At 52.0% G+C, this 13,742-nt stretch carries 8 protein-coding genes and 1 pseudogene; all 9 read right to left on the bottom strand.

Going from position 1 to position 13,742, the window contains the following annotated elements; translation table 11 throughout:
• Window positions 1–13: 13 nt before the first annotated feature.
• The 9 genes and pseudogenes from infB to MHI42_RS35255 all read right to left on the bottom strand — a co-directional run bounded on the left by infB (window position 14) and on the right by MHI42_RS35255 (window position 13,740).
• A complete protein-coding gene (gene infB / locus MHI42_RS35295; RefSeq protein WP_342424863.1) occupies window positions 14–2,722 on the bottom strand; it encodes a translation initiation factor IF-2 in 2,709 nt (902 codons plus the stop codon).
• Window positions 2,720–3,038, bottom strand: a pseudogene (locus MHI42_RS35290) (YlxQ family RNA-binding protein); the annotation flags it as partial. The gene infB and the pseudogene MHI42_RS35290, both read right to left, overlap by 3 nt.
• The gene (locus tag MHI42_RS35285; protein ID WP_036692616.1) at window positions 3,031–3,339 is read right to left on the bottom strand and encodes a YlxR family protein; all 309 of its coding nucleotides are present in this window, start codon (window positions 3,337–3,339) and stop codon (window positions 3,031–3,033) included. The gene MHI42_RS35285 and the pseudogene MHI42_RS35290, both read right to left, overlap by 8 nt.
• Before the next feature lie 30 nt (window positions 3,340–3,369).
• Window positions 3,370–4,467 carry a transcription termination factor NusA gene (gene nusA, locus MHI42_RS35280; RefSeq protein WP_039295270.1) on the bottom strand — a complete coding sequence of 366 codons (1,098 nt, stop codon included), beginning with the start codon at window positions 4,465–4,467 and terminating at the stop codon, window positions 3,370–3,372.
• Window positions 4,468–4,493: 26 nt separating this feature from the next.
• On the bottom strand, window positions 4,494–4,961 hold the full coding sequence (gene rimP / locus MHI42_RS35275) for a ribosome maturation factor RimP (RefSeq protein ID WP_342422187.1): 468 nt from the start codon (window positions 4,959–4,961) through the stop codon (window positions 4,494–4,496).
• 180 nt (window positions 4,962–5,141) lie between these two features.
• Window positions 5,142–9,467 (bottom strand): PolC-type DNA polymerase III, encoded by a 4,326-nt coding sequence (locus MHI42_RS35270; RefSeq protein ID WP_342422186.1) that lies wholly within the window; start codon window positions 9,465–9,467, stop codon window positions 5,142–5,144.
• Between the two features lie 160 nt (window positions 9,468–9,627).
• Window positions 9,628–11,076: a proline--tRNA ligase gene (proS, locus tag MHI42_RS35265; protein ID WP_076246925.1), complete on the bottom strand. Its 1,449-nt coding sequence runs from the start codon at window positions 11,074–11,076 to the stop codon at window positions 9,628–9,630.
• Window positions 11,077–11,175: 99 nt separating this feature from the next.
• A complete protein-coding gene (rseP, locus tag MHI42_RS35260) occupies window positions 11,176–12,450 on the bottom strand; it encodes an RIP metalloprotease RseP (protein WP_342422185.1) in 1,275 nt (424 codons plus the stop codon).
• Window positions 12,451–12,600: 150 nt separating this feature from the next.
• Complete coding sequence (locus MHI42_RS35255) at window positions 12,601–13,740, bottom strand: 1-deoxy-D-xylulose-5-phosphate reductoisomerase (protein WP_171716071.1); 1,140 nt, start codon at window positions 13,738–13,740, stop codon at window positions 12,601–12,603.
• Window positions 13,741–13,742 lie beyond the last annotated feature (2 nt).

Genomic DNA, 13,742 nt, shown 5'->3' with positions numbered 1-13,742 from the left:
TTCACCTCTTCGCTTAGCGCTCTACCGTTTCCATAATGAACGCTTCGATAATGTCGCCTTCAACGACATCATTATAGCGTTCCAAAGTTATGCCGCATTCATAACCCTGCGCCACTTCTTTGGCATCATCTTTGAAACGTTTCAAGGTGTCGATCTTGCCTGTGAAGACAACGATACCGCTGCGGATCAGGCGCATTTCAGCGTTGCGGGCAATTTTGCCGGAAGTAACCATACAACCTGCGATGGTACCCACTTTGCTGATTTTGAACACATTGCGCACTTCAGCGTGGCCGATAACATTCTCTTTGTAGATGGGATCAAGCATCCCCTTCATGGCACTTTCAATTTCTTCGATTACATTGTAGATGATGTTATGCAGACGCACATCTACTTTCTCCTGCTCTGCTGCAGCCTTCGTCTGGGTATCCGGACGAACATTGAAGCCGATAACAATAGCGTTGGATGCTGCTGCCAAGGTAATGTCGGATTCCGTAATCGCTCCGGCACCGCTGTGAAGGATCTTCACGCGAACACCTTCAACTTCGATCTTGGCCAGGGAGCCTTTCAGCGCCTCTACCGAACCTTGTACGTCACCCTTGATAATCACGTTGAGATCTTTGATCTCTCCGTCCTTGATGTGCTTGAACAGATCATCCAATGTTACACGGGTGTTCGTGTTCAGCTCAGACTGGCGCTGCGTAGTCGAACGTCTGTCCGCAATCGCACGGGCCTTGCGCTCATCTTCAAAGGCCATAAACGGATCGCCCGCCTGCGGCACTTCAGTCAAACCAGTAATTTCCACTGGTGTGGAAGGTCCCGCTTCTTTGATCTTGCGTCCCTTGTCATTGACCATGGCACGTACGCGTCCGAAGCAGTTACCTGCTACAAAGGCATCGCCGACTTTCAGTGTACCGTTCTGTACGAGAATACGGGCAACCGGTCCACGGTTTTTGTCAAGCTCAGCTTCTATAACAGTACCGCGTGCCCGTTTGTCCGGGTTCGCTTTGTACTCATTTACTTCAGCAACGAGCAGAATCATTTCCAACAGCTCTTCCAGGTTGATGCGCTGTTTGGCCGACAGGTTGACGAAGATCGTATCGCCGCCCCACTCTTCCGGAACCAGCTCATAGCTTGTAAGCTCCTGCTTCACCTTGTCAGGGTCCGCACCTGGCTTGTCGATCTTGTTAACTGCAACAATGATCGGAAGTCCGGCTGCCTTGGCATGGTTGATCGCTTCTACCGTCTGCGGCATAACACCGTCATCGGCAGCTACAACGATAATCGTCATATCTGTAACCTGGGCACCACGGGCACGCATAGCGGTGAACGCTTCATGGCCTGGTGTATCAAGGAACGTGATTTTCTTGTGGTTGATTTCGACTTGGTACGCACCGATGTGCTGTGTAATTCCGCCTGCTTCTCCGCCAGTTACGTTCGTGGAACGGATGGCATCGAGCAAGGTTGTTTTACCATGGTCAACGTGACCCATGATTGTTACAACCGGAGGACGGGACTGCAGATCATCATCGGAATCATTCTCTTCCACGGTTTCGAAGCTGTCTTCATCTACCGGGATCTTCACTTCTACTTCTACACCGAACTCACCGGCCAGAAGCAGGATTGTGTCGATATCAAGCTCCTGATTGATCGTAGCCATAACGCCCATCGAGATCAGCTTCTTAATCACTTCCGAAGCATCCTTGTGAAGCAGCTTCGCGGTTTCACCAACCGTCATGCTGCCGCGGACAATAATCTTCTTCGGTGTGTTGTCAATCTTCTCACGGTGTACCATCGGCTGGTTTCTGCCGCGGTTGTTCTTGCCGCCACGGCCGCGGAAGTTGCCGCCTTTGCCGTCATCAAAACGTTTCTGGCCGCTGTTATTGTTCGGTCTGCCGCCAGTAGCATTCTTCTTCGGACCTCTGTCACCGCCGCGGGAGAAATCTCCGCCTGCGTTGCCTTGACCCTGCGGGCGGTCGCCCGTGCGTGGTGCAGTACCTTGACCTTGTGGACGGTCACCTGTACGTGGTGCGCCGCCTTGACCTTGCGGACGGCTACCAGTGGTAGAACTGCCCTGCGGACGGCTGCCGCCGGTGGAGCTGCCTTGCGGGCGGCTGCCAGTGGTGGAGCTGCCTTGCGGACGGCTGCCGCCGGTGGAGCTGCCTTGTGGACGGCTGCCAGTGGCGGAGCTGCCCTGCGGACGGCTGCCGCCAGTGGAGCTGCCTTGCGGACGGCTGCCGCCGGTGGAGCTGCCTTGCGGGCGGCTGCCAGTGGTGGAGCTGCCTTGTGGGCGGCTACCAGTGGAGCTGCCTTGCGGGCGTGAATTTTGCGCTGTACCTGTTGTTTGTGTTCTGCGGGAATCTTGTCCGCTTTGGGGCCTTGGGGACGTCGTCGATTGGTTGTTGTTTTGGTTACTGTTCATACCTACCTGCTTTTCCGGTTGATTTTTGTTGGCATTCTGAGCACTTTGGGGTTCGGCTGTTACCGCGCCGGTGGTTACCGGACGGCTGCTGGTGCCGGTGTCCCGCTTGGCTGCAGCGTTTGACTTGATGTCCTTGAAGAATTGTTCAACTTTGTTCACGGAGCCATTCTCCATGACACTCATATGATTATTCACAGGGACATTCAAACGCTTCAGAATTGTAATGATTTCTTTACTGCTCATGTTCAGAGACTTCGCGTATTCATACACGCGCAGTTTATCCTTATTGTCTTCTTTAGTCAATAACTCCACCTCCGACAGTATCTCCAAGCGTTCTGGAGATCATTTCCGCGAATCCTTTATCCGTAACGGCCAGCACTACGCGCTGGTCTTTACCAATACTTGCACCGAGTTCATCCCGGTGAAATGCGATTACTAGTGGAATATCGTAGGTCCCGCACTTATCGCGGAACTTCTTTTGGGTATTATCTGAAGCGTCACCTGCCAGGACGACCAGCCTCGCCTCTGAAGACCGCACTGCCTTAAGCACAGCCTCGTCGCCGGTGACAATCTTGCCTGCTCTCATCGCAAGCCCTAAATAAGAAAGAGTCTTACTCATTGTCCTCACTATCCTTCGCTGCCAAAAATTGCTCCTCCACGGATGCAAAATCCCGGGCAAGCTGGGCATAGATTTCAGGACTCACTTGACATTTCAATGCTCGGTCAAGTGCTTTGGTCTTTTGTGCCAGCTTAAAGTATTCCAGTTTACCGCAGATATAAGCGCCACGGCCCGACTTCTTGCCCGTCAGGTCAATGAGCACCTCGCCCTCAGGCGTTCTCACCACGCGAATCAGCTCTTTTTTGGGCATCATCTCTTGGCTGGCAACGCATTTGCGCAGCGGCACCTTTCTTTGCTTCATAGTAGCGCCTCCCGTCAGTCAGCAGATTCATTAATCGATGGAGACGGAATCCTGATGCATTTCATCATTAGAAGTTCTGGGTCTGCCGTATTCCTGCTCTGCCTGAGTCTCACTCTTGATATCAATTTTCCAGCCGGTCAGCTTAGCAGCAAGACGGGCATTCTGCCCCTTGATGCCGATCGCCAGCGACAATTGATAATCAGGAACGATGACACGCGCCATTTTCTCAGCTTCAAAGACCTGAACTTCAAGTACTTTGGACGGGCTGAGCGCATTGGCCACATACTCCTGCACAAGCTCGGAATACCTTACGATATCAATCTTCTCGCCGCGAAGTTCGGTTACGATGGTCTGAACACGTGTACCTCTAGGGCCTACGCAGGAACCAACGGGATCGACTTCGGGATTACGCGAGAACACGGCGATTTTGGAACGGAAGCCGGCTTCGCGGGCAACGGAACGAATCTCAACTACTCCGTCAAAAATCTCCGGTACTTCCAGCTCGAACAGACGCTTCAGCAGACCCGGATGACTGCGGGACAGCATGATCTGCGGTCCTTTGGTCGTATTCTCCACCTTGGTGATATAAGCCTTGATACGCTCGCTCTGCTTGAACTTCTCGCCCGGCATAAGCTCGCCCAGCGGCAGAACCGCCTCGATTTTACCAAGATCCACATAAATGTTGCGCATATCCTGACGCTGGACAAGGCCGGTAACAATATCATCTTCCTTGTCAATAAAAGCGTTATAGATAAGTCCGCGTTCCGCTTCGCGGATACGCTGTGTAACAACCTGCTTGGCAGTCTGGGCAGCAATGCGCCCGAAATCACGCGGTGTAACCTCGAGTTCGGCAATATCCTCCAGCTGGAAATGCGGATTGATCTCCCGGGCTCCCGGCAGAGAAATCTCTGTCCGTGAGTCCAGAACCTCCTCCACAATCAGCTTGCGGGCAAAAACCTTGATTACGCCTGTGTTGCGGTTCATATCCACACGCACATTCTGCGCCGCATTGAAATTGCGTTTATAGCTGGAGATCAGCGCAGCTTCGATGGCTTCAAACAGCACATCCTTGCTGATGCCTTTCTCCCTTTCCAGTTCATTCATAGCTTCGATAAACTCCATACTCATGAAATTCCGGTCCCCCTTTCAAGACGTTAAAAAATAATGGCCAATCTCGCACTGGCGACCTTGGCGTACGGTACTAGATGTTCTTTTTTGCCCGCGGAGATGAGCAGTTCCTCGTTCTCGAACGAGAGCAAACGACCTTCGAATTCTTTGAGTCCTTGAATCGGCTCATACACCGTTACATATACATCCTTGCCAACCGCTTTGGCAATATCCGCAGCTTTCTTGAGCGGACGTTCAGCTCCGGGCGAGGAAACCTCAAGGAAATAAGCTTCGGGAAACGGATCATTCTCATCCAGCTTCTGGCTGATATATTCGCTGATGGTGCCGCAGTCATCGATATCGATGCCGCCTTCTTTATCTACGAATACGCGCAGGAACCAATTGGAGCCTTCTTTCACGTATTCAACGTCCACCAGTTCGAAACCATTGTCCTCGAGATAGGACCCAAGCAGCTGCTCTACCGTCTGTTTAATTTTGGATTTGGGTGTGCTCAAAAGAAGATTACCTCCACGAACTTGTCTTTTGCTATATACCAAAGATAAAGAGTGGGTTTCCCCACTCTTTACACAACGGACTTATCTCATTATTACCAAAAAAATTATACCATAGTGAGTCTGCACTGACAAGTACCAGCCCTTGACTCCCTTATTTCAAAGCATGATTTGCAGCGAAATTTAGAATAATGACAGCTGGTTGCTCTCCGGCAGACCGCGGAAGCAGCCCATTCCGTTCAGCAGCTCAATCACCGTTTTACTGGCTTTGGATTTCTGCTGGAAGTCCTCAATGGAGAGGAATTCGCCGGCATCCTTGGCTGCCGCAATATTGATCGCGGCATTGTCACCAATACCCGCAAGCGAAGAGAACGGCGGAATCAGGCTGGTGCCGTCAACCGTGAATTTAGTGGCATCGGAACGGTACAGATCGATATTTTTGAAGGTGAAGCCGCGGGCAGTCATCTCCAGTGCCATTTCCAGAACCGGAAGCATCGCTTTTTCCTTCGGCAGCGCCTGGAAGCCTTTTTGCTCGATCTCTACGATCTGGCGCCCAATAGCCTCATATCCCTTGCAGCAGAGATCAATATCAAAATCAGCGGCACGGACAGAGAAGTAAGTCGCATAATATTCAATCGGATAATACAGCTTGAAGAAGGCGGTCCGCACTGCAGAGATGACATACGCTGCCGCATGCGCCTTCGGGAACATGTACTGGATTTTGAGACAGGAATCAATGTACCACTGCGGCACCTTGCATTTCTTCATCTCTTCGATCCACTCGGGAGGAAGCCCCTTCCCTTTACGCACACTTTCCGTAATTTTGAAGGCCAGGCTGGCATCCATATCGGCCTTATAAATCAGGTAGAGCATGATATCATCACGGCAGCCGATAACCGTCTTGATGTTGCAGGTATTGTTCTTGATGAGCTCCTGGGCATTCCCCAGCCACACACCGGTCCCGTGGGACAAGCCTGAAATCTGCAGCAAGTCGGCAAAGCTGGAAGGCTTGGCTTCTACGAGCATCTGGCGGACAAACTTCGTCCCCATTTCCGGCACTCCGTAGGTGGCTACAGGGGTCCGGATCTGATCCGGTCTTACCCCGAGCGCATCTGTGGAGTTGAACATGCTCATCACCTTCGGATCATTCATCGGAATGGTGGTCGGGTCCACGCCGGTCAGATCCTGCAGCATGCGCATCATGGTCGGATCATCATGGCCCAGAATATCGAGCTTCAGCAGGTTGGCATCGAAGGCATGATAGTCAAAATGGGTTGTTTTCCACTCTGCCGTAACATCATCCGCCGGGAACTGCACCGGGGTAATATCTTCAATCTCCATATAATCCGGCAAAACAACGATACCGCCGGGATGCTGCCCCGTACTGCGCTTCACACCCGTGCAGCCGGCCGCCAGACGGCCTATCTCGGCTCCGCGCCAGCGTTTCTGGTGATGCTCTTCATATTTCTTCGTGAACCCGAAGGCGGTCTTCTCAGCTACTGTACCGATGGTGCCTGCCCGGAATACATTGTCAGGTCCAAACATCGTTTTGGTAAAATTGTGGGCATTCGGCTGATACTCCCCGGAGAAGTTAAGGTCGATATCGGGAACCTTATCCCCCTTGAAGCCCAGGAACGTCTCAAACGGGATATCCTGGCCTTCCCCCTTCAGGTTACCACCGCAGTCCGGACAGGCCTTGTCCGGCAGGTCGAAACCGCTCGGCACGCTGCCGTCAAGGAACCATTCACTATGCCTGCACTCCGAATTCGTGCAGATATAGTGGGCCGGCAGCGGATTAACCTCAGAAATACCAAGGAAGGTTGCAACAACGGACGAGCCTACCGATCCACGGGAGCCGACGAGATATCCATCCTGATTCGACTTTTTAACGAGCCGTTCCGAGATCAGATAGTTGGCAGAGAAGCCGTATTTGATAATCGGCGCGAGTTCCTTTTCCAGACGGGCTACTACAACCTCCGGCAATTCCTCACCGTAAATTGATTTGGCTGTCTCATAGCAGGTATTGCGGATCTCATCATCCGCTCCATCAATAATCGGGGTGAACAGCTCGCTCGGGAACAGATCATATTCCTCGAAACGTTCGGCCAGCTCCACGGTATTGGTGACCACGACCTCCATCGCTTTTTCCGGGCCTAGGAACTCAAATTCCGTAAGCATTTCCTCGGTGGTCCTGAAATGGGCATCTGGTTTGCGCTGGTCCTTAAGCGGACTGAAGCCGGTAATCCCGTGAATGGTAATATCACGGAACAGCTTGTCACGCGGCTCCAGGTAATGCACGTTGCCGGTGGCAATGACCGGCTTGTTCATCTGGTCGCCGATTTCACATATCTTGCGCACAACACCGCGTAAATCCTCGGCGCTGGCCACGAAGCCTTTATCCACCAGATGCATGTACATGGTCAGCGGCTGAATCTCCAGAACATCATAGAACTGGGCGACCTCAATGGCCTCCTCCACCGTCTTGTTCAGCACCGCTTCAAAAAACTCGCCGCGCTCACAGCCGGAGATGACAATCAGCCCGTCCCGGTGTTCCTCAAGCTTCGATTTGGGGATACAGGGTACCCGTTTATAATACTCCGTGTGCGACATGGAGATCAGCTTGTAGAGATTCTTTTTGCCGGTCGGATTCAGTGCATAAATGCCACAGTGAAACGGCCGTACATTCGAGAGGTCATTGCCTACATAATCATTCAGCCGTTCCAGCCGGGTTAACCCTTTCATCTTCTCCGCATCCGCGAGCAATCCATTGAGGATACCACCCAGGGCAATCGTATCGTCCACCGCCCGGTGATGGCTCTCCAGCAGCACTTTGTACTTGTCAGCGAGTGTATTGAGCCGGTGGTTCTTCATGGTCGGGAAGAGCAAACGCGCAAGCTCCAGCGTATCCAGCGAAGGATTCGGCAGCGGCGGCTGGCCCAGCTTCTTCAGGGAAGCTTGAATGAACCCCATATCAAACCGTGCATTATGGGCTACCAGAATGCTGTCACCAACAAACTGGACAAACTCCTTAAGTACAGGTTCCAGATCAGGAGCGTCTTTGACCATTTCATCGGTAATGTTAGTCAGCTGCTGGATATGGTAGGGAATCTTTTCATGCGGATTAACGAAGGTTGTATAACGATCCAGCTCTTTGCCTTCGCACATTTTAATTGCTGCAAGCTCTGTAATATTGTTGCGCGTGATCGACAGACCGGTGGTTTCGATGTCAAATACGACATAGGTTGCTGTTTTGAGCTCCAGAGGCTGTGCATTCTCCACGATGTTTACTGCATCATTTACAACGTTGGCTTCCACACCATAGAGCATTTTGAGCTTATGTTTATGTGCAGCATGGTTCGCATCCGGGAAGCTCTGGACATTACCGTGATCCGTAACAGCCAGTGCCGGGTGTCCCCATTTCGCAGCGGTTTTGACATAATCGGTGATGGTTGCCACTGCATCCATCGTACTCATTGTGGTATGCAGATGGAATTCCACCCGCTTCTGCTTGGCATTGTCCTTACGTGCAGGCGGTGCAGAGACTTCCGACAAATCCGACGGGATCATCACCAGTTCCGGAATTTGCATGAAACGGTCATATTCAACTTTGCCGCGTGCCCGTACCCACTTACCGTTGGCCAACTGCCCCATCACTTTCAGGTCTTCCTTGGTCTTCGCAAACATCTTCATCTGCAGAGAGTCGGTGAAGTCGGTGATGCAGAAGGTATACAGTGTGTTTCCGTTACGCAGCTCTTTGGTGTCGAGTCCAAAAATCGTCCCTTGAATCGTAATCTTCTTCTCTTCATCCTGGATGTCCAGAATCGATACGGCCTGTTCTTTGATCTCATATCCGATCTGAAGCTTAATTACCTCATTCGGATCACCGGGTTCCTCAGGCTCGTCCGGTTCACTGGCCATCATCATCATCTCTACCAGTTCACGCTGCTCCTGCTGGAGCTTCTGCTGGAATTCCTCGTAGGCATCCGCTTTGCTCTCATTCTCGGCAATCTGCAGCTTCACCTTAAGGGTAAGCCCGAAATATTTATCATAATATTTAATAATGGCTGCTTCGATGCCCTTTTTACGGGCCAGTTCAAGAGACATGGAATCGCTCAGGCTAAGCAAAAGCGTACCGTCCTGCAGATCCTGACTGGAGCGCGTCAGCCATCCGTTAACGGATGGGATCTCACGCTGGACCCACTCGAGGAACATTCCCCAGTACTCCTGTACAATATCCGCTCTGTTGATTGTGTCATCATATAGGAACAAGAAGCTGACTTTGGCAATATGCTGCAGCTTCTCACGCATTCTAAGGACAAAGGTCCGGTAGGTCTGGGCCGGAACCAGGCTGTCTTTCGCAATTACAATATGCCAGTCACGGTTACCGCGGCTGATTTCCACACGCTCGATCTGCCCGTCCAAAAAGTAGGGATCAATGATGGCCGGCGGAATTTCCCCCTGCTTCATTAACAGCTCGAACCTTTTTCTTCTCTCCACGCTTTGCTCCATGGTTTCCCCACCTAACTCGGCAATAATTAGCTATACCCATATCATAATTCTATTATAGTAAGAAAAGCTTCCGGTTCAAAAAGCATTGGGTAATTGCGGCCCGCCGACTCCTCTCGCCAGAAGCTAATATAAAGGATCAAATAAAAATTGAAGTTGCCGCTTAATACGCTTTGGCGAATACAACTGTATGCAGGGCCGGCTCACCGCAGCAAATACAAGTCTCTTTCGTTTCGGACGGATTGAACGGAATATTACGGCTGCCTGCGCCTGTTTCTTCCTTCACCTTGGATTCACATTCCTCCGAGCCGCACCAGCCTGCAAGTGCAAAGCCGCGCTTCTCTTCCATGGATTCCTTCATTTGCTCTAGGGTATCTACAGAATAGAAATGATCCTCACGGAACTTCAGAGCCCGCTCGAACATTTCCTGGTGAACCTGCTCCAGCATAGCCTTCACTTCTTCAACCAGATTCTCCTGCTGGATAATCTTCTTCTCTCCGCTGATCCGGGATACGATTACGCAGACTCCGTTCTCCATATCACGCGGTCCAAGCTCCAGACGTACCGGTACACCGCGCATTTCGTATTCATTGAACTTCCAGCCCGGTGTAACATCAGCGCGGTCGTCAACACGTACGCGGATTCCGGCACTCTTCAGCTCTTTGAACAGCTCATCTGTGCGCCCGATCACTGCTTCACGGGTCTTAGGCGGCCCGATCGGAATCATAATGACCTGAGTAGGCGCTACCTTCGGCGGCAAAGCCAGCCCGCGGTCATCCCCATGCACCATGATCAGTGAGCCGATTAGACGTGTGGTAGAGCCCCATGAGGTTGTATGCGCATATTCAAGTACATTATCACGGCTTAAGTATTGGATATCAAAGGCAACTGCGAACTTGGTGCCCAGATAATGCGAGGTAGCTGCCTGCACAGCCCGTCCATCTTTCATCATTGCTTCAATGGAATACGTATCTACCGCACCGGCAAACCGCTCGGATGGTGTCTTCTGTCCGGTAACCACCGGAATCGCCAGAAAAGTTTCTACGAAATCACGGTAGTTATCCAGCATCTTCATCGTTTCTTCACGCGCTTCAGTCTCATTCTCATGAGCGGTATGGCCTTCCTGCCAGAGGAATTCCGTAGTGCGGATGAATGGCAGTGTACGCTTTTCCCAGCGGACTACATTAGCCCATTGATTAATCAGCACCGGTAAGTCACGGTAGGACTGAATCCATTTGGAATACATGTGGCCAAACATGGTCTCGGAAGTTGGGCGGATTGCCAGACGTTCTTCCAGCACATCGCCACCAGCCTCAGTCACCCAAGGCAGCTCCGGATTGAAACCTTCAACATGTTCTTTCTCCTTCTGGAAAAAGCTCTCCGGAATAAACAGCGGGAAGTAGGCATTGCGGTGTCCGGTTTCCTTGAGGCGGCGGTTCATCTCCTCCTGGATATGTTCCCAGATCTCGTAGCCGTCCGGTTTGAACACAATACAGCCGCGGACCGGAGAATAATCCATCAGGTCCGCTTTTTTGATCACATCAATATACCAGCGTGAGAAATCTTCGCCCTGCGGCGTGATTTCCGTAACGAACTGCTTGTCTTTTGCCATGTAAAGAGATCCTCCTAAATTCGCCCCGCAAAGCGCCGGATAAATAGTGAAGCTGTCAAGAGCTTTGCGGGGACCCCAAAAGAATGTAATGTGAACAAATCAGCCGCTTATGAGGCGTAATATATCATTATAAGTCACAGCAATCATCACCAGGAACAGCAGCGCAAAGCCTACGAAATGGACCATGCCTTCGCGGTTCGGGTCCACCGGCTTACCGCGCAGCGCCTCCACGCCGAGAAACACGAGCCGGCTTCCGTCAAGTGCAGGAATCGGCAGCAGGTTGAAGATCCCGAGATACAGGCTGAGAATAGCCGCCCAATAAGTCAAATACTGAATCCCCTGCTGGGCAATCTGCCCGGTCAGCTGGAAGGTTCCCACGGGTCCCGAAATATCATCCATATTGAACTTGTTGATCAGCTGCTTGAAGCCGATGAAGATCAGCTTCGTGGTATCCACCATGGCAGTTCCTGACTTGGTGATAGTCTCACCAACCCCGGCCTTGCGAGTAGGAAGCTCCGGAGTGATCCCGACTTTGCCGCCTTCCTCCCCTTCCATACTGCGGGGAATCATAGCTACATTAAGCGTTTCATCGCCGCGCTGCAGTGTCCATTTCATCTCTTTGCCTTTGGACGCGGAGGTGAGCGAGATCATCTTCTGGTAATCTCCACCGATAGTTTCGCCGTTAACGGCTACGACAATGTCGCCTTTCTGCAGACCGGCTTCCTGAGCCGGCATTCCTTCGCTTACATCGCCGATCTTCACATAGGTCGGATTCTCCACCTGGATGCCGGCCATTTGCAGATGAAGTGCGAACAGCACAAAAGCCAGAATGAAGTTCATCACCGGACCGGCCAAAATCGCCACCGCGCGCTGGCCTACGCTTTTACTGCCGAACTGGCGGTCTTTGGGCGCGATCTGCGTCTGCTGGCTTCCCTTAATCATCATCGCCTGCGGATGTACGTCGTATGTGGTTACTTCACCATCCACATCCAGATGGATTTTCAGCTCATTCTCAAGATCCGTGAATTGCGCTTCACCGCGGATAACATTTCTGCGTGTATCCAGTGAATCCAGGTAAATATTCTTCACCTTATTATCCTGGCCCAGTCTGACCGCAATGGTCTGTCCGGGACCAATCTCAATCATTTCCGGATCCTCTCCGGCCATCCGGGCATATCCCCCAAACGGCAGCAGGCGAAGCGTGAACTGGGTTTCATTGCGTTTATAAGAAAACAGTTTCGGACCGAAACCGATAGCAAATTCCCTCACAAGAATTCCGGCGCGTTTGGCAAAATAATAATGTCCCCATTCATGGACGGTCACCAGAACAAAGAACATAAATACCGTCAAAAAAACGACTCTTACCATCTCCATTGCGAAACATTCCCCCCTTTAGGTGTAAGACCGAAGTATGTCCTCTTAATTTATCATTATTCCAAGGTAAGGCACAAGAGAATCAACAGTCCACCCCTATTTTTCAGGGCATAACAAATATTTCCGGAATACAAAATTCGCATTGTCCGCTTACAGCACAGCCGCAAGTTCCCGGGTCACCGTATCACAGTGCTGAATCTGCTCCAGATTCGGATGAGCCGCATTCTCATGGCGCTGAAGGACTTCATCAATAATCTCGTCAATCCGCAGGAACGGAATCTCGCCGCGCAGGAAGCGGGCAACGGCAATCTCATTCGCTGCATTGAAGGCAGTTGTAGCCGTACCTCCCATGGTGCCGCAGTCGATAGCCAGCTTCAAGGCCGGGAAGCGCTCGTAGTCCATCTCACGGAAAGTGAGACTGGCCACTTTGGCCAGCGACAGCCGCTCAGCAGGCGACTGCCAGCGGTCCGGATAAGTGAGCGCATATTGAATCGGAACCCGCATATCCGGCGTTCCCAGCTGCGCGATGATACTGCTGTCACGGAATTCCACATAGGAGTGAATAATGCTCTCCGGATGCAGCAGCACATTAATCTGTTCATACGGGAGGGCAAATAGATGATGCGCTTCGATAACTTCCAGCCCTTTGTTAACCATGGTTGCCGAATCAATCGTAATCTTAGCCCCCATGCTCCAGTTCGGGTGGCGCAGCGCATCCTCTACAGTAACATTCTTAAGCTGTGCTCGCGTATAATCACGGAAAGATCCTCCGGATGCTGTGATGGTAATCGAGGCCACATCTTCGCGGTTCTCGCCGTTTAAGCATTGAAAAATGGCTGAATGCTCGCTGTCAACCGGCAGCAGCTTAACGCCTTTGCGGCCCGCCAGCTCCGTAACCAGGTGTCCGGCGGTAACCAGCGTTTCCTTGTTGGCGAGTCCAATATGTCTACCGGCTTCAATAGCCGCCATTGTAGACTGCAGCCCCACGCTGCCCACAAGGGCAGTCACAACCGTCTCAGCGTCACCGCCGGCGGCAATCTCCACCAGACCTTCACGTCCGCTGTAGAGCTCTACGCCGGCAGGCAGACTGGATCTGATCTCCGCAGCAAGCTCCGGTGTAGACACAGAAACACGGCGCGGATGGAAGCGGTGGACCTGCTCCATGAGCAGCCGGGTATTCGATCCCGCTGCCAGCCCGTCCACTACAAAGGCTTCCGGATGCATGGCCACGACATCGAGTGTCTGGGTGCCGACGGAACCCGTAGAGCCGAGAATACTGATTCTTTTCACAG

Source organism: Paenibacillus sp. FSL E2-0178 (assembly GCF_038593005.1).
GTDB classification, from domain to species: Bacteria; Bacillota; Bacilli; order Paenibacillales; family Paenibacillaceae; genus Paenibacillus_AQ; species Paenibacillus_AQ phytohabitans.
The sequence above is the reverse complement of the archived record's forward strand: the minus strand, read 5'-3'. Positions and strand labels throughout refer to the sequence as shown.